Below are 22,897 nucleotides of genomic sequence, written 5' to 3'. Positions count from 1 at the left end.
CTTTTAATCGCACCAATGTGGAATTGAAATTGTGATTGCAAGAAGAAAAAAACAGTAGTTGCTGCTTTTAATCGCACCAATGTGGAATTGAAATATTGGCGGGTATATCCACAATGCTTACTTCTATTAGCTTTTAATCGCACCAATGTGGAATTGAAATTAGAGTTGCCCCCGGTCGATTTTTCAAAAATAGAGCCTTTTAATCGCACCAATGTGGAATTGAAATCTTGCTTGTCATGCTTATGGTCGATTTGGTTTTATACTTTTAATCGCACCAATGTGGAATTGAAATGCTTGATACTAAAAGCAAGGCAAGAACAAGAAAAAGCTTTTAATCGCACCAATGTGGAATTGAAATATTGATGGAATATGGGGTGATCAAACAGACAAAGCACTTTTAATCGCACCAATGTGGAATTGAAATATAAATTGTAAAATATTTAAAAATCTTTTTAAATGTCTTTTAATCGCACCAATGTGGAATTGAAATTGCAGCGTAGGACTTAAACACATCTATTTCGTTGTCTTTTAATCGCACCAATGTGGAATTGAAATCGCAAGTGGATAGATGGTAGAGACATTCATGAAGTTCTTTTAATCGCACCAATGTGGAATTGAAATTGCTTAATTCGCATGTATGAATATAAGCAATCTTCTTTTAATCGCACCAATGTGGAATTGAAATGACGCGTCGCAACCCTGCGAGCCAGCAGCGCCGGTTACTTTTAATCGCACCAATGTGGAATTGAAATGGCTGTGTACTCTGTGCCCTCTGTGGTAAATCCTCTTAACCACCCCCAAAATTCTCTTAACCATCCCCATGCATGAATGCTCTCTGCGGTGAGTTCACTTGACCGTAGCAAGTTTCAGAAGGTGCCACGGATATTAAAGAAGAAGCCGGTTTCGCCCAGGTTGTTACGTGCTATTTCGGCTTGCAGCACCACATTGTAGAAGGTAACGAAGTCGAAGCCTGCCCCATAGGCATAAAGCCAGCGGTTGGCCAGGCGGTTGTCTATGTAGAACAAGAGTTTGTCCGACACATAACTCTGGTCAAAAAACAGGCGCCCGTAAAGTGCCAGCGGGAAAGTGCGAAACTCTTCGAGCGGCATGAAACGCAAATAGGTCTTCCAATCGAAGAAACGGTACTTCAGTGTGCTTTTCAGCAAAAAGAAATGTTGTCCGTCCATCACGTAGCGCTGGAAGCCCCGTGGCAGCTCTTCGCCATAGCCCAAGCCGCGCGCCAGAGAATAAGGCTGGTCTTTGGTCCAAAAGAAACGCACGCTTCCCGACAGGTCCGCAAACCAGTTGTCTTTCAACTGCCAGTAGCGCTCATAAATGCCCTTTACGCTGAAGGCATCCACATCGCTGAAATTGCCGATGCCGTGTTTGGTGAGGCGAACGCCCCAACGCTCGCCCTGCAAAGGATACACGGCAATGTCACGGCGGTCTTTCACCAAATCATATTGCAGCTCCCAGTATTGCTGCAGGTTTTTGGTCGAGTCGGTAAAGTAGTCGGGATTGAGCAGCAGCACCGAATCGGCTACCCATTCCCTTTTGTAGCGCACGGTCAGGTAATGAAACAAATAAAAACCTTCGCGGCGGCGCAAGCGCACTTCCGAGTTCCAGCGCTCACGGTTGGTGCTCGTCGAGCGCCAATATACCAACTTGTTTTCCTGCGAAGTATAAGGTATGTCGCGGTTTTGCATAAACTGTGTGCGCAGCTCCATGCCATAACGCTTATGGCGGTCTATATAGGGAAACACATAGTAGAATTCATACTTACGCGTAAAGCCCTGTTGAAAGAGCAGCTCCAAACGCTCGTTGCGCCCCCGCAAGTTCTTTTGCACATACCGCATGCCGTAGTTGGTGCGGCTGAAATCGGCCTTGCGGTCATATAACCACTCATTGAAATTGCGGTCGGCCAGTTCAAAAATAAAGACCGGAAAGATATACCAGCGTTCTTTGAAGCGATAGTGTATATCCACGCCCTGAGCAGATGCCGCCGAATCGGGCTCTATCCATGCTTCTACGGTCACAAACAAATCTGTATTGAACAGTTTATTCCGCTCACGCGTAAGCAGCTCCTGCCAGTGTGCCACGGGCAAAGTGTCGCCGGGCAAGAGAGCCAGTTCACGGCGCAAAATCTCGTCTTTGGTCTTCTTGTTGCCTTCAAACACCACCCGGCGCACTATCCAAAAAGCCGAGTCGCGGGCGGCGGCCGGCTCTGCCATCTGGCGGGAAAAGGCAGGACACAACACCATCAAACACAGCAGTCCCCAAATCCCTGTGATTATTTTTCGCTTCATTGTCATATCCGGTAAAGATAAAGATGGCTTTTGTTCCCGGTAGCCTGTTCAATCTTTTCACTTTCAACAAAATTCATACACATTGTTTGAAAAATACGCATTTATGGTATATATTTTGAATCTGTAAGAAGAGTAAACTCAAAAAACGGTTTCATGCCGGTATCATCACCATGCGGTGGCATTTTCATAGTATTTTACTAAAAATTATCGTATTGCTTTGCCTTCTGGGCGGCATTGCTTGGGCTGTCTATGACAACGAAACCTATATTGCCCTGCTGATAGCCTTGGCGCTCTTTGCCTTTGGGGGGGCTGCCATGCTCGACCACGCCCTTTTGCGTCGCACCTACCGGAAAATATTACTGAGTCCTACCCCGCTGGTGCCGGCACTCCTGCGGCTTTTCGACACCCCCGCCCTGCTGCTCGACCGGGACCAAAAGGTAGTGGCCGCCAACGAAGGATTCCGGGCATGGGCAGCCCTGAGCAAACAAACCGAGCTCGAGGGGCAGCCGGTATGGTGTTTCCTGCCTGACCATGCACTTGCACTATGGAAGAAAGGCTTACAGCAAGCCGGTGCCGGGCATGTGTTCGAAACAGGTGAAAACGAAGACAAGGAAGAGCTCAATCAGCTGATATGGTATTTTAAGCCCTTGACAATTGCAGCGGGGAAGCAATACATAGCCGTGTACAGCCGGCGGCCGGCCGTAAGTGCCCTGCTGCGGGAAATGAAAGAGCAGAACAAAGCCCTTCAGGCCAAAATAAAGGACCTGGAGTCGGCGCAGAATGAACTGCTCTTGGCCAAAGAAGACATTCAGGAACAACAAGCCAACATACAGGCTTTGATTGACAACGCGCGGGATTTCATCTTTTCAGTCGATTTTCGTTACAAACTCATCAGTTACAACAAAGCTTTTTACGAATACATACGCAAAGAGTATGGCGTGGAACTCTCTACGCATAGCACCTTGCTGAAACAGCTGCCGCGCGAATTTGTTGACTTTTGGCGTCCCTATATCGACAAAGTACTAAACGCCAGTTGTCATTTGAACATAGAACACGAGTTGCCGGGCATCAAAAAAGAAAAGCGCTTTTACGAAGTGGCCTTCAACCCCATCATCAACAAGGAACAGGTAACCATTGGCGTGGCCGTCTTTGCCCGCGACATCAGCGAACGCAAGAAGCAGGAAATACAGCAAGCCCAGATGCTGCAAGAGCTGGAGGAGCAGGCGCAAAAGTTACGGGAAAAAGAAGAAGAGCTGCAAGCCCATATCAAAGAGTTGCAGCAAACCCATCACGAGCTCATCGAAGCCAACCGGCAACTGAGCGAAGAAGAAGCATATGTGCGTGCGGTCATAGACAACGTGCAAGAAGGCATCGTAGTCATTGACCATGAGTTCAATATCACCTTATTCAACCGCATAGCCCGGCAGTTTTTCCTGAGTGCCGGCCTGGCTATACACGAAGGCGTCTATTTCCTTTCTTTGGTGCCCCAAGAACAGCTTGGTCACTGGCGCAGGCTATGCCAAAAGGTATTGGCCGGGCAAAGCACCAAAACGCTGGAGCAATTCCAAGAGGGCATGCATGAGGTACTCTTTTCGCCTATTCACTATCAAAACCAAATCATAGGGGCTTGTTTGCTTATCAAAGGCATCAGCACACAGTTGAGCGCACTGCTGCCCGATGAAGCAGAAATGTTGGCACGCATCCAAAAACAGAGCAGCGAGCTTGAGCTGCCCGATTCGCCCTTGAACAAAGAGCTGAAAAACTACAAGAAAAAAATAGAAGCCCTGAAGAAGCAAGTAAAGAGCGACGAATGAACGGTGTTAGTCCACTTCAATGGCTTCCAGTATGTCTGCCAGCTCATCAAAATCTTTCAAGCCGGGACGCAACTCATCGCTGCCGTGCAGGGCTATGCCTTTGAGCGGCACTTCCGATAACAACAATTGAATGTTGTCCGGCGTAATGCCATACCCCAACAAAATAGGATATTTCTCTGCCAGCTTCTTCAACTGCTGCATCTCTGCCACCGTCAGGCGGTCAACCTCCGACTCCAGCACAAACATCTTTACCAGCTTGTGGTACTTTTCCAACAAAGGCTCTATGGTAAACAAATTCATGTGGGCGTGCAGGTACAGGCGAAACAAGACAGGCAAGCCATGCACGTCGGTATTGATGGATATTTGACGCAGTTCTTCCAGCACGTCCTCCCGGTCTATTTGCAGACCATGCACCGGATAATCAGCCAACACTTTATTGATTTGCTTCAAGTCGTAATTGTGAAATTCACCGACAAACTCCACCCCTGCCAACCATCCGATAATTTCAAAATACTTCTCAGGCGATACGAAGTTGGGATTTTCGGCTTCCATACAAAAGCCCAACATATCTACCCCCATACCGGCACAATAGCGGGCGTCACTCAGGTTGTTTACACTGACCTTCACAAAGGTTTTTAGTCCCATAAGAACAATTCTTTTTTGATATTTGTTAACTGCTCTGAACGTGCAAAAGCAAAGTTACATATTTTTATGGTATGATTGGCAAAAAGTAGTCACTTTATCAACCGTTTATTACACCTTAAAAAAATACCGTTTTTCCCTTAAATAGCTTTTAAACAAAAAACAACCATACAAAAACAGATAAACCAATGGCAGTTATTACAAGCAATGATCAAAACTTTCAAGAGTTATTGTCGCAGCACCCCAAAGCGATTGCCAAGTTTTATGCCGGCTGGTGCGGCACCTGCCGCTTAATTGCCCCCAAATATCGCCGGCTTTCCGATGACGAACGTTTTGCAGGCATCGCATTTTTGGACATCAATGCCGAAGAGAGTCCCGAAGCACGCAAAGCGGCTCAAGTAAACAACCTTCCTACTTTTGCCATCTTCCATAATGGCGAGCTGGTAGAAAGCGTGGCTACCGGCAAAGAAGAAGGCATTGTGGCATTGTTGGAAAAACTAAAAAGTCTTTAAACATGAAAATACCTGCGATTAAAAAACTGGTACAGCAATACGACGAAGCCACTTTGGCAGCTGCCGAACAGGCTCTTGAGAATGGCGAAGCACTCAATATTGAAGTAGAAGGCGAAGACGAAGGCGAGCAGCTCACACACATCATCGCTGCCCGCTGGATTCTCGACAAAATGAACAAAGAAGGCATGGACTTCACCTCTGCCATGCGCGCCTATGCCCAAATGGTGCGCAACAGCATTTCCTAACCCCGGAACCGGTACATACGCCTTGTTTGACATCGGGCATGCCACATGCTCGATGTTTTTTTATTATCTTATGCCAAATCTTGGTGTCTTCAATCGCCTATGGCAAACAAAAATCAACTGCTCCGTTATTTAATCATCGATGAGATGCTGCGCAACAGGCAGCGCCCTTATCCTTCGCGCGAGGAAATCATGCAAACCATAGAAGAGCGCACCGACCGCCCCTATTCGCTCTCTTCTTTTGAAAAGGACCTGCGCGTCATGCGTGAGCAATTCGGCGCCCCCATCGAGTATCACCACGAACGCAGGGGCTACTTCTATGGCGAAAAGCTAAAGAAGAGCGGCAAAGTGCTGTATGAAGAAGACCGCACTTACCGCCTGGCTGCCCTTTCGCTTTCCAAACAGGACCTGCAGTCCATCACCCTGATAGAAGGCCTCTTGGAAGGCTTCCGGCATCAACCCTTCTTTCATGCCTTTTCGCAAGCCATAGACAAGGTGCTCGATGCCGTGCAAATCAGCAAGCAAATCCCCACACGGCTCGACAACCGCCGCCTGAGCTTCATACAAACCGACGAGCCCGAGTTCGTGAAAGGGCGTGAGCTACTGGGCGAGCTGGCAGCCGCCATACAAAACCGCCGGCAAGTGCAATTCGAGTACATGAAATTCAAGAGTGAAGAAAGCAGCCGCCGCACCCTGCATCCTCTTTTGCTCAAGTCGTTCAAAAACAGGTGGTACCTCGTAGGCTATGAAGAACGCAAGGGGCGCATCGCCACTTTTGGACTGGACAGAGTGCTGCCCGGCAGCCTGCGGCTGCTCGATGCCGAAGCCCTCGATGCCGAAAAACTGCAGTTCGACCCGGAAGAATATTACCGCTATTGTTATGGCGTAACCCGTAATCCGGAAGACAAGCCCAAGCGCGTATTGCTGGCTTGCACGCCCCTGCTGGGGAAGTACCTCGAAACACGCCCCCTGCACCACACCCAACGCATCACGGAAAAAAACGAAGTCTTCTGGGAAATAGAATACCGCCTGATTATCAATCAAGAACTTCTATACGAACTGCTGAGCATGTCGCCCGACGTGCAGGTACTTAAACCCAAAAAACTCAAAAGGGCGGTTGTTGAAACGCTGGAAAAAACCTTGTTACTTTACCGCCTGTAAGCCCATGCGTTTGGCACAGGCGCCCCTGCGTCTTATCTTTGCATGTCACAATGTGTTTGTTATGAAATATTTTATCATTGCAGGCGAAAAATCGGGCGACCTGCATGCCTCGAACCTGATAAAAGAACTGCGCCTGATAGACCCGCAGGCTCACATACGGGCATGGGGGGGCGAATTGATGCAGGCTGCCGGCGCCGAACTGCTCCGGCACTACAACGACATGGCTTTCATGGGCTTCTGGGAAGTGGTCAAAAACCTGGCGACCATTCGCCGCTTCTTGAAGGAATGCAAACAGCAAATTCAAGACTTCCGGCCCGATGCCGTCATTTTGGTGGACTATGGCGGTTTCAATATGAAGGTGGCCGAGTTTTGCCGGCATGCCGGCTTTCGCACCTTCTATTACATCTCGCCCAAAGTATGGGCATGGAATACCCAGCGGGCGTATAAGATTAAACGTCTGATTGACCACATGTTTGTAATTTTCCCCTTTGAAAAGGATTTCTTTGCCCGCTTCGGCTATGAAGTAGATTATGTGGGCAATCCTATCATGGATGCCATCGCCGCTTATCAAAAAGATGAGCACTTTTTGGAAAGGCACCAATTAGACGCCACACGTCCCATCATTGCCCTTCTGCCCGGCAGCCGGCGCCAGGAACTCAAACTGCTGCTGCCCGAAATGATGGCGGTGAGCCGCCGGTTCCCTGCTTATCAGTTCGTGGTGGCCGGCATCAGCCATTTGCCCAAAGAGTGGTATGCCGCCTGCGAAAACAACCCCCAAGTGCGCATTGTGTATGATGCCACTTATGACTTGCTGTCGCATGCTCATGCAGCCATCGTCACTTCCGGCACGGCTACTTTGGAAACAGCCCTGCTCGGTGTGCCCGAAGTGGTGGTTTACAAAGCCAGTTGGCTCAATTACCGCATCGCCAAGACAGTGGCCAAAGTCAATCATATTTCACTGGTCAACATAGTGATGGGGCGCGAGGTAGTGCCCGAACTCATACAGAAAGCATGCAAGCCCGACACCATCAGCCGGCACCTGCAACAAATTGTGGAAGGGCCAAGGCGTCAACAGATGCTCGACGATTACGCCGCCCTGCGCCGGCTGTTGGGAGAACCCGGCGCATCGAAGCGAACCGCCGCTCTTATTTGGCAATACTTGCACGAATAAAAGTAAATAGAAAGGCAATGCCGCTTCTTTGCAAGCCTTCACTTTGCGTTTCCTTTTGAGCACTTCGGATGTCTCCGTTTGTCATTTCGAGTGCAAGCGGGAAATCTCTTTTTGCTGCTTGTAGTTTGATTGAGATCGCTCACTCGCTTCGCTTGTTCGAGATGACAAATGGGAACGTTTTTGCTTTGTTCTCTCTTTTATGCCTTTCTCCTTCTTGTCCTTTCGAGCCTTCCCCCTGTCATTTCGAGCGTATGCGAGAAATCTCTTCGCTGTTTGTGGCTTGGTTTGATGAGACTTCTCACTTCACTGCATGAGGTAAGAAATGACAAGCTGCACTTCGCTCCGCTCAATATGACAGACTGCATGAGGTAGAAAATGACCGCCCGGAATTGATTTGACCAAGAAAACAAAGAAAAAAACGCCCCTCACCGCAAACTACGGCAAGGGGCATGCTCAAAAGCAGTGGCACTGTCGCTTATCTGCCGAAATACTTTTCGCGCAGCTTGTCATCGTAGAGGTCCGCGTAATACCCGATGCGCTCTATCATCGCCAATGCTTCGCTTTTATCCAAGCCTTCCGCCTCACGAATCATCTTGATGTAGGCGTAGTTGTCTTTAACAGAAAAGGCAACCCCATAAAGAGAATGGTTAATTTGCAATAACTCATGAAAGAACTGTTCGCGATTGGTAGGCGGGACCCCTACCACCGGTGCCAACAATTGAAAATAAATCTGTTTCGAACTTTCAGAGCGCCACAGGTCCACATATACCGAGGCGGAGCCACGCTTCAGGTTCCACTGCCCCTCCAGTTCGCCGCGCAACTGCACCGGGTCGAGCCCCAAATCACGGATGCAATCTTCGATGATCTTTGCGTAATAGTTGATATCTTCCATACAAAAGGTATTGTTTCTGTTTGCTTATTGTTTGCCTTCTTGCCATAAAAAAGCTTCTTCTAAAAAAAGACATTCTCAACAAATATGCAAGTGTGGCGGGAGGAAATGAGAAATTTTGTTTCAATCTTAGGGCATCAAACGTTGCTCGAGCCAACGCAAGGCAGCCTGGTTGCGCGTTTCATAGATGGTGCGCCAAATGCTTTCTTTCTCTTTGGCAGTCAGATGCCAGCTAAGCGCTGCCCGTTCTATCTTGATAATCTTTTCCGGATTCACCACCTGGCCACTTAAACGCCGCTCTATCTCTGCCATGTCCTTGGATATGGGCACATACTGAAACTCTACCTTATCGAAGGGGATATACTGCTCATACCACGCTTTGGCATATTCCAGCAGGTCGTCGTTCGATATGTCTTGAGTAAACATGTTGTCGGCATAAATGCTGCGTATGGGTGTAAATAAGCGCTCAAACAACGAAGGATTGATGGGCTTGGGCAAGGGCGAGTCTTTTTGGCTGTCCCGGATTGCCACAATCAGCACGCCCCCGGTGTTTTTCACTATCCAGTCACGAAACACATACAAGAAGCGCACGGCCGTGCTGATGCCATAATTGTCAATCAAACCGGCATCCATGATTTCTATGACCGGGTCGGTAGGGAGCTTCACATTGGGCGCAATGTAAGGGAAGGTGGCATTCATGCGCAGGGCACTTAAAAATCGCAAAGACTCACCGTCTTGCTTGTCGAGCAGACGCCGCAGTTCCACCCCTTTGATTTTGTTGTTTCTAAAGCGCTTTTCAAAGGGGCTTTGCACGCACAAATAAGACATGGGCAAAGGAGATATAAAGAGCCGGCGCCCATCATTGGCAATCATGGGCGAAAGTACAAACATAGGCACCAAGGCCAGTAACTCAGGCTCTTTGTATTCACACAAAGCCTTATCCAAAAGGCCTCCGGTGTTCTGGTTAAACTTCTCTTCCCAGGCATATCCACGGTCTTTGAAGTATCGTTTGCCTTTATAGTTAAATGGCTGAAACCGCAAAAACATATCATTGACAAACCAATGGAAGATGATAGGGTTCAGGTAGTCGCGTGCCAAATTATTGAAATAAGCTGTCGAATAAATATTGATAGGCTCGCCCAAAATACGCCGTAAGTACAGTTCCCGGAAGTAGGCAGCGCCCACCATGCCGCCCGATGCGCCGGTCATGAGCACGGTATGGTCCATTAAAGAACCGTTCAAGGTGCTGTCTATATATTGCAGGCAGCGAAAAGACCACAGTGCTGCCCGCAGGCCGCCCCCGCTCATGCATACCACCACCAACTTAGGCTTGCTTCCCTTTGGGAATTTCTTGCGCCAGTTTTCCAAAGCAATCAAGGTATAGCGGTAATCATCCACATAAGCCGAATCGCTGTTGATTTCGCGCAGGCGCCCCAAATTATACGGTGCCGCCACTGTGTTGTAATTCAGCCCATAAACCTGAAAAGGCAGGCTGAACACGCCCTGACGCACCAGCATTTCGGCCCCCACCAGCAGCAAAACAAAAGCCACGGTAGCCCAGCGGCGTGTCCAAAAAGTAAAAGCCCCCAAAAACATGGTAAGGATGGTGAGCAGCAAAAAAAGGCTGGCGCCCGCCGGAATTTGAAAATAAGCGCTGTCGCTATAATTGCCCAGCAAAAGAATGAAAAGAAAAACCGTCGATTGAATGACAATAGAATTGAAGTGGTTTTGGTCAAAGACCATCAACACCTCCCGGCGCGACACCGGCGCCCCTTCGGGCACGGGCTGCCAGCGCCGGCCGTCCCAGTAATAATCTACCCTGATTTTTTGCTTGCGAATCTCTTTGTAGCGCCCCATCAAGTTCATGCGCACCAGCTGAAAACGCCGCAGGCGCTCCCCCAAGCGTTCCGATATCTTGAAAATATCCTTGTTGGTAAGGAAGAAGTAAAGGAAGAAAAGTGCACACATCAGCCCCACGCCCAACAATAAACCGGCCAGCCGCAAGCCGATAAACTCTTGCGAAGCAAAAGCGCTGCTCTGCTGAAAGCGTACGAAAGAGAAAGCATAAACCGTCAGGAAAGCCAGAGGCAGCAGGCTGTTGTTGAGCGTAAACTTGAAAAAGGGGCGCCGGCTGTGGGCTATGAAAGAGAACTTCAGGCCATCGAGAATGTAGCAGGCAATATGATAGGACATGATAAATCCGCCCAAGGCGATGCCCACAATAAACATGCTAAAGAAATCGACTCTGTTGAGGTATTCGGGCTCCAGAAGCAAATAAGGCAAGCCTATGTCCATACCGATGCTGCGGGTGACAATGGCTGTTAAAAAGCCCCAAATGGCCACCAGTACTATCCTGCTGCGCAGCTGCAACAAAAACAACTGCACCGGCATGGAGTAAAACAAACGCGAAACCACCCACCGCTGCCACCATCGCCTCATTATACTTGCCACACTATTTTGCATAAAAGCAGGGGGATTGGAGTTTCCTTATTATTGCCGGGATAGCGCTTGCCGTTGTTTCTCGAGTGCTTCGCGCTCTTCTTTTTTCATAAAAATACGTTCGGTGCGCGGCTTATCGCCTACTTTCTCTACCTTATAAACCATGTACTTCGTATCGCCACGCCAAGGCAAACGAAAATATTTTTCCCGGTAATAGAGCTTCACCGGATAACCCTGCAGTGCCTGCAGGTCTTTCACCAAGCGCTTGTCATGCGGGCTTACCGAAAAACGCCATATGCCGGATACGTAGTTCGACACGCTGCCGTCGGTATTGTACCCGCCCAGGTTCAGCTCGCCTTCGTAGGTTTTAAACACATAGCCCTTGTGGCTTATTTTTACCAAAATGCCGGAGCGTGTGCCTACGCTGTAATTACCAAACAGCAGGTAAGCCCCAATCAAAGCCACGATGCCAAAGATAATTGCCACAATACGCATAGCCTTATTCTTTTTCCTTTACTTTTTCCGGAACAGTGCCGGCCGCTTCTTCTTTTTTAGGCGGGAAGAGCAAAGAAGCCGCAATGGATGTTCCCAAGATAATTAAAATGGCATAAAAAGAGTAGATGCGCTCAAAACCGATGGTATCGAGCCAGGGTTCTGCCAGCAACTTGGCACCGATGAACGAAAGCAGAGCTGCCAAACCGTATTTCAGATAGTGAAACAGGTTCATGATGTTGGCTAAAAAGAAAAACATGGAACGCAAGCCCAAAATGGCAAATATGTTCGAAAAGAAGACTACATAAGGGTCGCGGGTCACCCCAAAGATGGCAGGAATGGAGTCCACGGCAAATACCAGGTCGGTGAACTCTATAATCAACACCACCAAAAACAAAGGCGTGATAAAAAACTTGCCTTCTTTCTTCACAAAGAACCTGTCGCGCTCATAGCGCGGATATACCGAAAAATATTTAGAAGCGAAACGCACGACCGGGTGCTTCTGCGGGTCTATTTCTTCCTCCTCTTCCTTATCAAAGAACATTTTGATGCCCGTAAACAACAGGAAAGCCCCAAACAAATAGAGCACCCAATGCGCTTTGGCTATGAGCGCCGCCCCTACGAAGATGAAAATGAAACGCATGACCAACGCCCCCAAGATGCCCCAGAAAAGCACCTTTTTATAATAGCGCTCCTTCACACGGAAGGAGTTAAATATCAAAATCATCACAAAAATATTGTCTGCCGACAAGGAGTATTCCAGCAAATAGCCGGTAATGTATTCGAGCGCCATGTTTTTGCGGTAAGACGCCACCGTTTTTTCAAAATCTCCTTCATAAACAGCCACCGTATTGGAAGCATACTGCTCAATCACCCGCTTGATGTCTTCCATGCTTTGTATGCCGTGAATCATGTCGCCGTGGTAAAGCAGAAAGAAATAAAAGCCCACGGCAAAAGACACCCACACCGCACTCCAGATGGCAGCTTCCTTGAAGCTCACCTCATGCGATTTGCGCGAAAAGACGCCCAAGTCCAACAAGAGCATCAATAAGATAAAGACCGTGAAAGCACCAAAAAAGAGAGACTCGCTTCCGAACATAAATCTTTGTTATTTTGTGGTAAAACCCGGCACAAGCATTATCCTGCTTCCGGAAGACTGTTAAGTAAAAAAAGTTTTTGCAAATTAACTAAAAATACAACACTTTTGGTTTTGTTGTTTTAGTACTACTGCCACTCTATGGATAGCAGCATACAATGGGTAGCCCTGCCTTTTGAAAGCGAGCAACTGCACGAGCAACTGCCCCCGGGCAAGCTGTGCCGTCTGCGCATCGGGCGTTTCTTCCTTTGCCTGGCACACACTCCCCAAGGCAAATTGTATGCCATTCAGGATGCCTGCCCCCACCGGGGGGCGCCCTTGCACCAAGGCAGGCTGAACGACTATGACGAAATTATTTGCCCCTTGCACGATTACCGCTTCGACCTGCGCAGTGGCAAACCGGCTGCCCATTATTTTGGCTGTTCCGATGCCCGGGTGTTCCCACTGCAATGGAAAGAGGGGCAATTGTATGTAGGATTGCCCGCCCGGCTTCTCGAGCAATAAAAAAAGCGGAAGGCTATGGTCTTCCGCTTCTGTACTTTCTTCTGTTTTGTGGGCAAGCACCGCACAAGGGCATGCCCTAATGAGCCACTTGGCGGATTCGAACCGCCGACCTACTGATTACGAATCAGTCGCTCTGACCACCTGAGCTAAAGTGGCTTGTTTGCAAGGCAAATTTATAATGCCTTTGTCTTTTTGTCAAGCCCTTTCGAAAAAGTCTGTGGAGCAAGCCAAGGTGCCCCCTCCACAGACTGTCCGGGCGCGCTTACTTACGCTTGCGCTTGAACAGGTACAACTTGCGCTCGTGGTCATATTGGCGCTTCACTACCTTTTTGAATTCATCCAACAAATGGATGACAGCTTTCAAAGGATCTTTGTCTTCTTTTGCCAGCAATACCTTTTTGCTTTTCATATCAAGCGAAGCGCTCACTTTGTAAGTGGAAGCCGAGTGGTCGAAGATAACTTCCAAAACCAAGTCTTTGTCGTAGCGCTTGAACAGGCGTTCAAAAAAGGTAACTTTCTTTTTACACACCCGCTCAATGCGGTCATGGTATTGCTCTTCTACCTCTTTCAAGTTTTTGATAACCAATTCTACCATTGCTTTGTTGTTTAATTGTTCCGGATTGCAAAACTAATACAATTTGGCAAAAGCAAAGTGTATAAATTCGTAACTTGCCTCCTGAACCGCAACAAAAAACAAAGTGTTTAAATATAAAAATACTTTCATATCATGAAGCGCTTACTTATATTTGTAACAGCAAGCCTTTTTTCACCGGCTTTGGTGCAGGCACAATGTGCCATGTGCAAGGCTACGGTTGAAAGCAACGGTTCGCTCACGTCGGGTATCAATGCCGGCATTCTTTACATGATGGTGATTCCTTATTTGATGCTGGGCGTGCTGGGATTTATTTGGTACAAAAACTACAAGAAGTTTAAAGAAAAACACCATGGACAATCAAAAGCATAGAAGTTACTGGCAGGGCATTGCGCAGCAGCGCTGCCCCCGCTGCCGCGAAGGGAAGTTGTTCAAGTACCCGCCCTACTCTTTGAAGTTCACCGAAATGTATAAAGAGTGCCCTCACTGCGGTATCCCTTATGAGCGTGAACCCGGCTTTTTCTACGGCGCCATGTATGTGTCCTATGCTTTTCAAGTAGCGCTGTTCGTGACGGTACTGGTGGCGCTCAACATATTGATGGACGAGCCGCCCGTATGGGCTTACTTTGCCGGGGTGCTGGTGCCGCTGTTTGCGCTCTTCCCCCACTTCTTCCGCTATGCGCGCACGCTGTATCTTTATTTCTTTTCGGGCATTCAATACGATCCCGAAGCAGGCAAAAAAACCCAAGCATCGCAGTAAAATATGTATTTTTGGCGCTTGTGAACCCACAACAAGCGTTGCATGAAACATATTTACATCCTATTGTATAATGCAGTCTGGCGCCTTGCCGGGCTGCTTTTGCCCTTGCTTGCGCTTTTTCATGAAAAAATACGGCGTTTTGTAGAAGGGCGACGGGGCAAATGGGTAAAGCATTGGCGCGACTACAGCCGCCCCCTCGCCTGGTTTCATGTGTCTTCGCTGGGCGAGTTCGAACAAGCCCGCCCCCTGATGGAAGCCCTGCGCGCACAATACCCACATTATCAAATACTCCTCACTTTCTTTTCGCCTTCAGGATACGAGGTAAGGAAAGACTACGAAGGGGCAGACCATGTGGCTTACCTGCCCTACGATACCCCCAAAAACAGCCGCCTGTGGTATGATACCTACCGCCCCTCTATCGTGTTTTGGGCTAAATATGATTATTGGTATCACTTCATCACCGAAGCAAGCCGCCGCGGGTTACCTCTTATTTTATTTTCTGCACTTTTCCGCCCCGGACAAATCTTCTTCAAACCTTGGGGCGCACTTCACAGAGCAATGCTGCACGCCTTTACCCATATTTTTGTACAAGACAGCCGGTCAAAACAACTGCTGAAACAGCATTTGGGAATAGAAGCACAAGTGGCAGGCGACACCCGCTTCGACCGCGTATGTGCCATTGCCCGCCAACACCGCCGCTTCCCCGAGATAGAGCGCTTCATCGACGGGCAAACCTGCTGGGTGGCAGGCAGCACATGGATAGAAGATATACAGGTTATGTTGCCTTGGCTGCGCCGCCAAGCCGGCAAACAAAAGGTCATCATTGCGCCCCATGACACCGGCGAAACCATGCTCAAAGAAATAGAGCAGTTGTTGCCCATACCTTCAATACGCTACAGCCAATGGAAGGCACAGCCACAGGCAGCGCCGCAGGCAACCGTGCTGCTCATCGACTGTATAGGCATGCTGGCTTCTTTGTATGCTTATGGTAAAGTGGCTTTTGTAGGTGGGGCTTTCAAGCAAGGGCTCCACAACATACTGGAGGCCGCCGTGTATGGTATCCCCGTACTATTTGGCGCACCCCATTACCGTAAGTTCCGCGAAGCGCAAGAGCTCATAGCAGCGGGCGGTGCTTTTGCCGTGCCCGATGCCCGCGCCTTTGAAGCCTGCATGGAACGCCTGTTTGGCGACGAAGCTGCCTACCGCCAAGCCGCACAAGCTGCCCATGCCTACGTGCACCGGCACCAAGGGGCTACCGTCAATATATTAAACAATATCCGCCCTTGTCTCACTGAGCAAAGTCAACAACAAGGCTAAGCATAATCATTGAACATGTGTTACTCTTCCCATAGCTTGCCACTGCATAAGCAATCAAATTAAAACAACAGTTAAAAATGAAAAAGAGAGAACCTGTATCGCACATCATGACGCAAGACGTGTACACAACCGGCATTCATGATTCGCTGGCATCGGCCTTTCGCCTGATGAAGGAGAAAAAAATACGCCATCTGCCTGTTGTGGAGGGCGAGCAGTTGATCGGTATTTTAAGCATGACCGATATCATGCGTCTAAGCTTCGGCACCGAAGAGCCCGACGAAAATACACTCTCCATGTTTAAAATAGAGCAAATCATGAAGCCCAACCCCAAAACAGTAGCTCCCACGGACGAAATACGCACTGTAGCCGAAATACTGACAAAAGAAGAGTTTCATGCTTTGCCGGTAGCCGAAGACGGAAAACTATGCGGCATTGTAACCACCACCGACATTATCAAGTACCTTTTAAAGCAGTACTAAGCCTTTTTTAAAAAGGGCTCAGGTGGAAGGCAGGGACTATTCCCTGCCTTTTGTTATTTTGGATTCCAAACTCCCTTGACCATGAACACCATTTCTTTCGATGATTTTGAAAAAATAGACTTGCGCGTAGGCACCATCACACGTGCCGAAGTGAACGCAGAAGCCCGCAAGCCAGCCTATAAGTTATGGATAGATTTCGGGGAGCTGGGCGAGCGCCGCTCTTCTGCGCAAATCACGCGACGCTACCGCCCGGAAGAACTGATAGGGCGACAGGTCATTGCAGTGGTCAATTTTCCGCCTAAGCAAATTGCCCGTTTCATGAGCGAGTGCTTGGTTTTGGGTGTCATGGGCGAAGAAGGTGACGTAGTGCTTTTGCGTCCCGACTTCCCGGTAAAAAACGGCTTACGCATAGGATAGTCTTTTTTCAAGAGATGCAAAGCAGTACTTTTCGAGTAAAAAAAGAAAAAGGCAGCCGGAATACTGCCTTTTAAAAAAATATGGTATTGCCCTTGTGCGAGGCATCAATGCACACGGTCGCCACGCAGTTCCAGGCTTTTCATTATTTCGGCTTCGGCTTCCAGCATCTCCTGCAGGCGCTGCTTCACCTCTGCTTCCGGGTTGTATTCCTTTGCCAGATTCACAAAATTCACATAGTGGTTGGCTTCCGACACCATCAGCTCATAGTAGAACTTGCGCAGCCCGGGGTCAGAGAGCTTTTCCGAAAGCAAACGGAAGCGCTCGCAGCTGCGTGCTTCAATGAGGGCATTCACCAGAAGCTGGTCCATCAGACGGCGTTCACGCCCCCCGCCCTTGCGGATAAGCTCATGCAGGCGCACCACGTACTCGTCGCGGCGCTGGGGTCCCAGCTTGATGCCACGCTTGCGCATCTCTTCCAACACACGCTCGAAATGTGCCCACTCTTCGGCCACCACGGGCGTGAGCACCTCCACTATCTTCTCCTTGTCCGGGTAGTTCACAATCAAGCTGATGCAAGAAGAAGCCGCCTTTTGCTCGCAATAGGCGTGGTCAATCAGAATTTCTTCAATGCTTTTCTCGGCGATGTTCACCCAACGGGGGTCGGTCGGTAGTTTCAATCCCAACATAAAGCCTTGTTTTTGATGCAAAGATAAGAAAAAAGGGCTTGCCGGGCAGCACTTCGAAAACGGCGGCGCCCGCCTCAATGCAAGATGACCGCTTCGTTGACTTTGTCGAGCGAAGAGAAGCGCAGCTCGAGACGTCTGCCCTGCTTGGTGGTCGTTTCGTCACACTGCCCGCCTTTTTCAAGGTAATAAATGTAAAAATACTGCCCCCGCCGGTAGAGGCGCACGCCGTCGGGCTTGCCCAACAAACGCTTGACCTGTTCGGGGCGCAAGCCCTCGAGCTTGTCGAGTTGTTTGGCGAGGGCTGTCTCGAAAGCGAGGCGCCGGTTTTGGCAGCCTTTGGGGTCCTGCACCCAGGCAGTGCGGTCGAAGCCTTCAAGGTGGGGCAGCTCCATGCGGCAGGCTACACTTCCTGCCCAAACAAAAAGCATGCACAGTATTTTTATGACAGAGAGCAAGCGAAGGTTTCCATGCATATTTTCGCAATTTTTATTTTAAAAGCACAAAATAAAGCAAAGTGTTGGATATGGGGCTGAATAAAATGCCGTATGGGTTTTATTTAATAAAAAAAGGCTTAATTTTGCGATGCTTTGAATTCAAACTGTAACCTTGATAAATAGCGACTATGTCCAAGACAATTAAGCTCAAACAAGGGTTTGATATACGGCTGAAAGGGAAGGCGGGCGATAAGCTCGTGCAAGACATTTCGGCCGATGTGTATGCTCTGAAGCCCACCGACTTCCATCACATCACCAGACCCAAAGTGCTGGTAAAAGAAGGCGAGCGTGTAAAAGCGGGCACACCCATTTTCTTCGATAAGAAGAACCCCACGGTGATGCTGGCAGCCCCCGTAAGCGGTGAGGTCATTGAAGTGAAGCGCGGTGAACGCCGTTTCCCGCTCGAAATCAAGATTCTTGCCGATAAGACGCTCGAGTACGAGCAGTATCCCACCTACAAGCTCGATGAAATAGGCAAGCTCAACCGCCGGGAGGTGATTGACCTCATGGCCAAGAGCGGGGTGTGGGCCAATATCATAGAGCGCCCCTTCGGCTTGATTGCCCATCCCGAGCATACGCCCAAAGCCATCTTTATTTCCGGCTTCGACACGGCACCGCTGGCGCCTGATTACGACATGCTGCTGCAAGGCGAAGAGGCTGCCTTGCAAGCCGGCATCGAAGCCCTGCGCAAACTCACCGACGGCAAGGTATATCTGAGCCTGCCGGCAAAGAATCCTTCGAAAGTATTGAGTGGCTTGCAAGGGGTGGAAATCAACTACTTCGAAGGCAAACACCCGGCCGGCAATGTAGGGGTGCATATCCATCATTTGGCGCCCATAGCCAAAGGCGAATATGTATGGACGGTGCATCCGCACGGGGTAGCGCAAATCGGAAAGCTTTTCTTAAAAGGTATTTACGACGCTACTACCATCTTTGCTTTGACAGGCTCGGAAGTAGCCGCCCCCCAATATTATAAGACGTATCGCGGCGCGCAACTGCGTCCTTTCCTGCAAGGCAATCTCACCCGCGACGAGCACGAAGTGCGTATCATTTCGGGCAATGTGCTCACCGGTGAGAAGGTAAGCCTCGACGGTTTCTTGGGCTTTTATCATCATCAAGTAACCGTCATCCCCGAAGGCAACTACTATGATTTCATGGGCTGGATACTGCCTACCTCCAAAACCTCCCGCTCGTTGAGCTTCCATCGCGGTTTGGGCATGTTGTCTGCCCTCTTCCCCAAAAAAGAGTATGTGCTGGACACCAACTATCACGGCGAGGAGCGCCCCTTTGTGCAAACGGGCATCTATGAGCAGGTGTTGCCCATGGATATTTATGTGGAATTCCTGCTGAAGGCTTGCCTTGCCAATGACCTGGACAACATGGAAGCACTGGGGATTTATGAAGTCATAGAGGAAGACATTGCCTTGTGTGAGTTCATCGATCCCTCGAAACAAAAAATGCAGAAGACTTTACGTGACGGAATTGAAACCTTATTAAATAGCTAATAAACTATGATGTGGCTAAGAAAAAAGCTTGATCAAATCAAGCCTCTCTTTGAGAAAGACGGTAAGTTTGCCTCTTTGCATCCCGTCTTTGACGCCTTCGAGACCTTCCTGTTTGTGCCTAACCACACGACCGGCCCGCGCCATGAGGTGCATGTGCGCGATGCCATGGACCTCAAACGCATGATGGTCACGGTCATCGTAGCCTTGATACCCTGCTTGCTCTTCGGCATGTGGAACGTAGGGCATCAGCAAGCACTGGCTACCGGCATAGCCATGAGCGGATGGGAGAAGTTCCTCTTCGGTTTGGAAAAAACCCTTCCCATCATCATCGTATCGTATGTGGTAGGGCTTGGTATAGAGTTCACTTTTGCCGGCCTCCGCAAGCACTCGGTAAACGAGGGCTTCCTGGTAACCGGCATGTTGATTCCTTTGGTGGTGCCCCCCACCATTCCTCTGTGGCAAGTGGCAGTAGCTACCGCCTTTGCCGTGGTGTTGGGTAAGGAAGTATTTGGCGGTACCGGCATGAACGTGCTGAACGTAGCCCTGACGGCACGCGCCTATCTTTACTTTGCCCACCCCTCCGACATCGCCGGTTCGGGCATTTGGGTAGCCACCGGCAACCAAGCCACCGTTGACGGCTACACCGGCGAAACGGCTTTGGCTGTTGCCGCCAATACCGCCAACAAACTGCAAGAGGCAGGACAAGGCTTTTCTGCCGAAAGCGTGGTGAATGCCCTGAATGACTACATGGGTGGCATGTTCACTTTCAAAAGCATGTTTTTGGGCACCATTCCCGGTTCCATAGGTGAAACCTCTACGCTGATGTGCTTGATTGGTGCCCTCATCTTGATAGCTACCGGCGTAGGAAGCTGGAAAATCATAGTGAGTGCCTTTGGCGGTGCCTACCTGACCGGTCTTTTCTTCAATGCCATTGCTTCGAATGCCTACATGGCCATGCCTGCGCACTATCACCTGGTGATGGGTGGGCTGGCTTTCGGTATCGTTTACATGGCTACCGATCCCGTGTCGGCAGCCCACACCGAAACAGGCAAGTGGATTTATGGCTTTCTGATTGGGGTCATCACTATCCTCATCCGGGTATTGAACCCCGCCTATCCCGAAGGCATCATGTTGGCCATTCTGTTTATGAACGTAATGGCTCCGCTGATTGATTTTTATGTAGTAGAAGCAAACAAAAAAAGAAGATTAAGCCGTGCGACAGTCTAACTTATACCTCGTCATTTATGCCGCTGCTCTGACAGCCATTTGCGGCGCCCTGCTGGCTTTCACCTCCGAGAGCTTGAAGCCCAAGCAAAAAGCCAATCAGGAGATAGAACGCAAGACCATCATACTGAAGACCGCCGGGCTTGACCTTGCCCAATGGTCTGACGTGCAGAAACTCTACGAAGAGAGAGTAAAAAGCTACGTAGTCAACCATAACGGCGAAGTGGTGGACGGCGTCGATGCCGAAGCCGTAGAGATAGCCAAGGAGTTCAAAAAGCCCGTGGAAGAGCGCTTGTTGCCCGTTTATGAGGTAAGCAACGAGCAGGGCGAAGTGGTGGCTTATGTGCTGCCCATGTATGGCAACGGACTGTGGGATGCCATCTGGGGCTATATAGCCTTGGCACCCGACATGAACACCATTGTAGGGGTGAACTTCGACCACAAAAGCGAAACACCCGGTTTGGGTGCCCGCATCACCACCGAAGAAGTGCAAAAGCGTTTCGTAGGAAAGAAAATCTTCAATGAAAAAGACGAAATCGTAGGGGTAGAAATGCAAAAAGGCGAAGTAGGCAACGAAGCCTACGCCAACGACCCCCACAAGGTGGACGGCATGTCGGGGGCCACGCTCACCGGCAAGGGCGTCAATCAAATGATTTACGATTACATGAAAGCCTACGAGCGCTTCTTGCGTAGCAAACGTACAACCCAAAACGCTTAAAACTATGAGCACCGACGTAAAAGAAAAAGAAGTAGCAATACAAGAGAAAGAGCCGCTGTTTTCTGCCAAAAACCGCAAGCTCATCACCGACCCCTTGGATGCCAAAAACCCTATTACGGTGCAAGTATTGGGGATTTGCTCGGCACTGGCGGTGACCGTGCAGCTAAAACCGGCTCTGGTAATGGCCATCTCGGTGATTGCCGTTATGGCTTTTTCAAGCTTGTTCATCTCTTTGCTTCGCAATACCATTCCGGCACGTATCCGCATCATCGTGCAGTTGGCTGTGGTGGCTACGGCCGTAACCCTGGTAAACGAAGTGCTGAAAGCCTACGCTTACGATGTATCGAAGCAGCTTTCGGTATTCGTGGGGCTCATCATCACCAACTGTATTGTGATGGGACGCCTGGAAGCCTTCGCCTTGGCTAACAAGCCTTGGCCCTCTGTGCTCGATGCCATCGGCAACGGCTTGGGCTACGGGGTCATTTTGGTGATAGTGGCTTTCTTCCGCGAACTGCTGGGCTCCGGCTCCTTGTTCGGCTACAAGGTATTCGAAGCCATCGGCTTGTCTTATCCCGGCAATGGCTTGATGATGATACCTGCCGGGGCTGCCATTACCTTGGGCATCGTGATTTGGGTGCAAAGATGGCGCAATGGTTATGTAGAAGAAGCTTAAAAAACACGCAACAACTATGGATTTATTCGGATTAGCAATACGCTCTGTTTTTGTAGAGAACATGATATTTGCCTACTTCCTGGGCATGTGTTCCTACTTGGCTGTATCGAAGAAGGTGAAAACCGCCGTGGGCTTGGGCTTGGCCGTTACCTTCGTGTTGGGCATCACGGCTCCGCTCAACTGGCTTATTTATGAGTTTATTTTGAAAGAAGGGGCACTTAAATGGACCGGCATCGAAGCGCTGGCTTCTGTTGACCTTTCGTTCCTTACCTTCATCGTTTTCATTGCGGTGATTGCCGCCTTTGTGCAGCTGCTCGAAATGATTATTGAAAAGGTATCGCCTTCATTGTATGCGGCTCTGGGTATTTTCTTGCCTTTGATTGCCGTAAACTGCTCTATTTTGGGCGGTGGCCTGTTCATGATTAGCAAAGAGTTCAACTTTGCCGAAGCCAGCGTGTACGGCATCAGCTCCGGCTTTGGCTGGTTCTTGGCAGTAGTAGCCTTGGCTGCCATCCGCGAGCGCCTGAAATACTCTAATGTGCCTGCCCCCTTGCGTGGCTTGGGTATCACCTTCATCTTGGTGGGCTTGATGGCACTCGGCTTCTTGAGCTTTGCCGGCTTCTAAAAAATCGCTTGACTTAGTCATTACAGTAATATCAAGCAAAGGCAGGGATAAATGCTTCCCTGCCTTTCTCTTTTGCCCGCACACGCATACACTGCCTTCATTTCATAGCTTATTACAGCGAATTCCCTATCTTTGCAGC

Annotated in this window: 25 protein-coding genes, 1 tRNA gene and 1 CRISPR repeat array; of the genes, 16 read left to right on the top strand and 10 right to left on the bottom strand. The window is 49.4% G+C overall.

Annotated features, from left to right (window positions below):
- Positions 1-752: direct repeats of the CRISPR family, unit length 30 nt; unit sequence CTTTTAATCGCACCAATGTGGAATTGAAAT.
- Positions 753-866: 114 nt separating this feature from the next.
- Positions 867-2,306, bottom strand: a complete 1,440-nt coding sequence (locus K384_RS07260; protein WP_169737628.1) for a POTRA domain-containing protein — start codon at positions 2,304-2,306, stop codon at positions 867-869.
- Positions 2,307-2,476: 170 nt separating this feature from the next.
- On the opposite strand from K384_RS07260, the gene K384_RS07255 reads away from it, so the two are divergent.
- The gene (locus tag K384_RS07255) at positions 2,477-4,120 is read left to right on the top strand and encodes a PAS domain-containing protein (RefSeq protein WP_038030827.1); all 1,644 of its coding nucleotides are present in this window, start codon (positions 2,477-2,479) and stop codon (positions 4,118-4,120) included.
- A 6-nt stretch (positions 4,121-4,126) separates the two neighbouring features.
- On the opposite strand, the gene trpF is transcribed toward K384_RS07255, so the two are convergent.
- Positions 4,127-4,765, bottom strand: a complete 639-nt coding sequence (trpF, locus tag K384_RS07250; RefSeq protein WP_038030826.1) for a phosphoribosylanthranilate isomerase — start codon at positions 4,763-4,765, stop codon at positions 4,127-4,129.
- 185 nt (positions 4,766-4,950) lie between these two features.
- On the opposite strand from trpF, the gene K384_RS07245 reads away from it, so the two are divergent.
- From K384_RS07245 to lpxB, 4 genes are all read left to right on the top strand, one after another.
- Complete coding sequence (locus K384_RS07245) at positions 4,951-5,274, top strand: thioredoxin family protein (protein ID WP_038030825.1); 324 nt, start codon at positions 4,951-4,953, stop codon at positions 5,272-5,274.
- Between the two features lie 2 nt (positions 5,275-5,276).
- On the top strand, positions 5,277-5,519 hold the full coding sequence (locus tag K384_RS07240) for a DUF6952 family protein (protein WP_038030824.1): 243 nt from the start codon (positions 5,277-5,279) through the stop codon (positions 5,517-5,519).
- A 99-nt stretch (positions 5,520-5,618) separates the two neighbouring features.
- Entirely contained in the window at positions 5,619-6,677 is a 1,059-nt protein-coding gene (locus K384_RS07235) for a helix-turn-helix transcriptional regulator (protein WP_038030823.1), read from the top strand.
- 61 nt (positions 6,678-6,738) lie between these two features.
- Positions 6,739-7,848 carry a lipid-A-disaccharide synthase gene (gene lpxB, locus K384_RS07230; RefSeq protein ID WP_038030895.1) on the top strand — a complete coding sequence of 370 codons (1,110 nt, stop codon included), beginning with the start codon at positions 6,739-6,741 and terminating at the stop codon, positions 7,846-7,848.
- Between the two features lie 475 nt (positions 7,849-8,323).
- Here the strand turns inward: lpxB and K384_RS07225 are convergent, their stop codons facing one another.
- From K384_RS07225 to K384_RS07210, 4 genes are all read right to left on the bottom strand, one after another.
- Positions 8,324-8,740 carry a YbjN domain-containing protein gene (locus K384_RS07225; RefSeq protein WP_038030822.1) on the bottom strand — a complete coding sequence of 139 codons (417 nt, stop codon included), beginning with the start codon at positions 8,738-8,740 and terminating at the stop codon, positions 8,324-8,326.
- A gap of 126 nt (positions 8,741-8,866) precedes the next feature.
- Entirely contained in the window at positions 8,867-11,176 is a 2,310-nt protein-coding gene (locus K384_RS07220; RefSeq protein WP_038030821.1) for a patatin-like phospholipase family protein, read from the bottom strand.
- Positions 11,177-11,227: 51 nt separating this feature from the next.
- Positions 11,228-11,671, bottom strand: coding sequence for a hypothetical protein (locus K384_RS07215; protein WP_051633216.1), 444 nt, complete (start codon positions 11,669-11,671; stop codon positions 11,228-11,230).
- Between the two features lie 4 nt (positions 11,672-11,675).
- A complete protein-coding gene (locus K384_RS07210) occupies positions 11,676-12,767 on the bottom strand; it encodes a TerC family protein (protein ID WP_038030820.1) in 1,092 nt (363 codons plus the stop codon).
- 138 nt (positions 12,768-12,905) lie between these two features.
- Here K384_RS07210 and K384_RS07205 point away from each other — a divergent pair, with 138 nt between their 5' ends.
- Positions 12,906-13,268 (top strand): Rieske (2Fe-2S) protein, encoded by a 363-nt coding sequence (locus K384_RS07205; protein ID WP_051633215.1) that lies wholly within the window; start codon positions 12,906-12,908, stop codon positions 13,266-13,268.
- A gap of 82 nt (positions 13,269-13,350) precedes the next feature.
- Here the strand turns inward: K384_RS07205 and K384_RS07200 are convergent.
- Positions 13,351-13,424 (bottom strand) — tRNA-Thr (locus K384_RS07200).
- Positions 13,425-13,530: 106 nt separating this feature from the next.
- Positions 13,531-13,863 carry a hypothetical protein gene (locus K384_RS07195; protein WP_038030819.1) on the bottom strand — a complete coding sequence of 111 codons (333 nt, stop codon included), beginning with the start codon at positions 13,861-13,863 and terminating at the stop codon, positions 13,531-13,533.
- 132 nt (positions 13,864-13,995) lie between these two features.
- On the opposite strand from K384_RS07195, the gene K384_RS07190 reads away from it, so the two are divergent.
- The 5 genes from K384_RS07190 (at position 13,996) to K384_RS07170 (ending at position 16,833) form a co-directional block, all read left to right on the top strand.
- Positions 13,996-14,232: a hypothetical protein gene (locus K384_RS07190; RefSeq protein WP_038030818.1), complete on the top strand. Its 237-nt coding sequence runs from the start codon at positions 13,996-13,998 to the stop codon at positions 14,230-14,232.
- Positions 14,213-14,620 (top strand): DUF983 domain-containing protein, encoded by a 408-nt coding sequence (locus tag K384_RS07185; RefSeq protein ID WP_038030817.1) that lies wholly within the window; start codon positions 14,213-14,215, stop codon positions 14,618-14,620. The genes K384_RS07190 and K384_RS07185 overlap by 20 nt, the downstream gene beginning before the upstream one ends.
- 42 nt (positions 14,621-14,662) lie before the next feature.
- Positions 14,663-15,937, top strand: a complete 1,275-nt coding sequence (locus K384_RS07180) for a 3-deoxy-D-manno-octulosonic acid transferase (RefSeq protein WP_051633214.1) — start codon at positions 14,663-14,665, stop codon at positions 15,935-15,937.
- A gap of 77 nt (positions 15,938-16,014) precedes the next feature.
- Positions 16,015-16,416 (top strand): CBS domain-containing protein, encoded by a 402-nt coding sequence (locus tag K384_RS07175; RefSeq protein WP_038030815.1) that lies wholly within the window; start codon positions 16,015-16,017, stop codon positions 16,414-16,416.
- A gap of 81 nt (positions 16,417-16,497) precedes the next feature.
- Positions 16,498-16,833: a tRNA-binding protein gene (locus K384_RS07170; protein ID WP_038030812.1), complete on the top strand. Its 336-nt coding sequence runs from the start codon at positions 16,498-16,500 to the stop codon at positions 16,831-16,833.
- Positions 16,834-16,937: 104 nt separating this feature from the next.
- On the opposite strand, the gene miaE is transcribed toward K384_RS07170, so the two are convergent.
- Both miaE and bamE read right to left on the bottom strand, forming a co-directional pair.
- Complete coding sequence (miaE, locus tag K384_RS07165) at positions 16,938-17,519, bottom strand: tRNA-(ms[2]io[6]A)-hydroxylase (protein ID WP_038030809.1); 582 nt, start codon at positions 17,517-17,519, stop codon at positions 16,938-16,940.
- Positions 17,520-17,593: 74 nt separating this feature from the next.
- Positions 17,594-17,992 carry an outer membrane protein assembly factor BamE domain-containing protein gene (gene bamE, locus K384_RS07160; RefSeq protein WP_051633213.1) on the bottom strand — a complete coding sequence of 133 codons (399 nt, stop codon included), beginning with the start codon at positions 17,990-17,992 and terminating at the stop codon, positions 17,594-17,596.
- A 149-nt stretch (positions 17,993-18,141) separates the two neighbouring features.
- Between bamE and K384_RS07155 the strand changes: the two genes are divergently transcribed.
- From K384_RS07155 to nqrE, 5 genes are read left to right on the top strand one after another with little or no spacing between them, the layout of a single operon-like run.
- Complete coding sequence (locus tag K384_RS07155; RefSeq protein WP_038030806.1) at positions 18,142-19,518, top strand: Na(+)-translocating NADH-quinone reductase subunit A; 1,377 nt, start codon at positions 18,142-18,144, stop codon at positions 19,516-19,518.
- 6 nt (positions 19,519-19,524) lie between these two features.
- Positions 19,525-20,745 carry an NADH:ubiquinone reductase (Na(+)-transporting) subunit B gene (locus tag K384_RS07150; protein WP_038030803.1) on the top strand — a complete coding sequence of 407 codons (1,221 nt, stop codon included), beginning with the start codon at positions 19,525-19,527 and terminating at the stop codon, positions 20,743-20,745.
- Entirely contained in the window at positions 20,732-21,460 is a 729-nt protein-coding gene (gene nqrC / locus K384_RS07145; RefSeq protein WP_038030801.1) for an NADH:ubiquinone reductase (Na(+)-transporting) subunit C, read from the top strand. The genes K384_RS07150 and nqrC overlap by 14 nt, the downstream gene beginning before the upstream one ends.
- 4 nt (positions 21,461-21,464) lie before the next feature.
- Positions 21,465-22,133, top strand: a complete 669-nt coding sequence (locus tag K384_RS07140) for an NADH:ubiquinone reductase (Na(+)-transporting) subunit D (protein ID WP_051633212.1) — start codon at positions 21,465-21,467, stop codon at positions 22,131-22,133.
- Positions 22,134-22,149: 16 nt separating this feature from the next.
- The gene (nqrE, locus tag K384_RS07135; RefSeq protein ID WP_038030799.1) at positions 22,150-22,758 is read left to right on the top strand and encodes an NADH:ubiquinone reductase (Na(+)-transporting) subunit E; all 609 of its coding nucleotides are present in this window, start codon (positions 22,150-22,152) and stop codon (positions 22,756-22,758) included.
- Positions 22,759-22,897 lie beyond the last annotated feature (139 nt).

Origin of the sequence: Thermonema rossianum DSM 10300 (genome assembly GCF_000426825.1) — a bacterium.
Taxonomy (GTDB): Bacteria; Bacteroidota; Bacteroidia; order Cytophagales; family Thermonemataceae; genus Thermonema; species Thermonema rossianum.
The sequence above is the reverse complement of the archived record's forward strand: the minus strand, read 5'-3'. Positions and strand labels throughout refer to the sequence as shown.

Coding starts and splice junctions, on each gene's coding strand:
- K384_RS07170 (WP_038030812.1), top strand. CDS start 16,498: ATGAACACCATTTCTTTCGATGATTTTGAAAAAATAGACTTGCGCGTA.
- nqrE (WP_038030799.1), top strand. CDS start 22,150: ATGGATTTATTCGGATTAGCAATACGCTCTGTTTTTGTAGAGAACATG.
- K384_RS07215 (WP_051633216.1), bottom strand. CDS start 11,671: ATGCGTATTGTGGCAATTATCTTTGGCATCGTGGCTTTGATTGGGGCT.
- K384_RS07150 (WP_038030803.1), top strand. CDS start 19,525: ATGATGTGGCTAAGAAAAAAGCTTGATCAAATCAAGCCTCTCTTTGAG.
- K384_RS07190 (WP_038030818.1), top strand. CDS start 13,996: ATGAAGCGCTTACTTATATTTGTAACAGCAAGCCTTTTTTCACCGGCT.
- K384_RS07185 (WP_038030817.1), top strand. CDS start 14,213: ATGGACAATCAAAAGCATAGAAGTTACTGGCAGGGCATTGCGCAGCAG.
- K384_RS07225 (WP_038030822.1), bottom strand. CDS start 8,740: ATGGAAGATATCAACTATTACGCAAAGATCATCGAAGATTGCATCCGT.
- K384_RS07235 (WP_038030823.1), top strand. CDS start 5,619: ATGGCAAACAAAAATCAACTGCTCCGTTATTTAATCATCGATGAGATG.
- K384_RS07220 (WP_038030821.1), bottom strand. CDS start 11,176: ATGAGGCGATGGTGGCAGCGGTGGGTGGTTTCGCGTTTGTTTTACTCC.
- K384_RS07260 (WP_169737628.1), bottom strand. CDS start 2,306: ATGAAGCGAAAAATAATCACAGGGATTTGGGGACTGCTGTGTTTGATG.
- K384_RS07195 (WP_038030819.1), bottom strand. CDS start 13,863: ATGGTAGAATTGGTTATCAAAAACTTGAAAGAGGTAGAAGAGCAATAC.
- trpF (WP_038030826.1), bottom strand. CDS start 4,765: ATGGGACTAAAAACCTTTGTGAAGGTCAGTGTAAACAACCTGAGTGAC.
- K384_RS07140 (WP_051633212.1), top strand. CDS start 21,465: ATGAGCACCGACGTAAAAGAAAAAGAAGTAGCAATACAAGAGAAAGAG.
- K384_RS07155 (WP_038030806.1), top strand. CDS start 18,142: ATGTCCAAGACAATTAAGCTCAAACAAGGGTTTGATATACGGCTGAAA.
- K384_RS07180 (WP_051633214.1), top strand. CDS start 14,663: ATGAAACATATTTACATCCTATTGTATAATGCAGTCTGGCGCCTTGCC.
- bamE (WP_051633213.1), bottom strand. CDS start 17,992: ATGCATGGAAACCTTCGCTTGCTCTCTGTCATAAAAATACTGTGCATG.
- K384_RS07255 (WP_038030827.1), top strand. CDS start 2,477: ATGCGGTGGCATTTTCATAGTATTTTACTAAAAATTATCGTATTGCTT.
- miaE (WP_038030809.1), bottom strand. CDS start 17,519: ATGTTGGGATTGAAACTACCGACCGACCCCCGTTGGGTGAACATCGCC.
- K384_RS07175 (WP_038030815.1), top strand. CDS start 16,015: ATGAAAAAGAGAGAACCTGTATCGCACATCATGACGCAAGACGTGTAC.
- K384_RS07245 (WP_038030825.1), top strand. CDS start 4,951: ATGGCAGTTATTACAAGCAATGATCAAAACTTTCAAGAGTTATTGTCG.
- K384_RS07205 (WP_051633215.1), top strand. CDS start 12,906: ATGGATAGCAGCATACAATGGGTAGCCCTGCCTTTTGAAAGCGAGCAA.
- K384_RS07240 (WP_038030824.1), top strand. CDS start 5,277: ATGAAAATACCTGCGATTAAAAAACTGGTACAGCAATACGACGAAGCC.
- K384_RS07210 (WP_038030820.1), bottom strand. CDS start 12,767: ATGTTCGGAAGCGAGTCTCTCTTTTTTGGTGCTTTCACGGTCTTTATC.
- lpxB (WP_038030895.1), top strand. CDS start 6,739: ATGAAATATTTTATCATTGCAGGCGAAAAATCGGGCGACCTGCATGCC.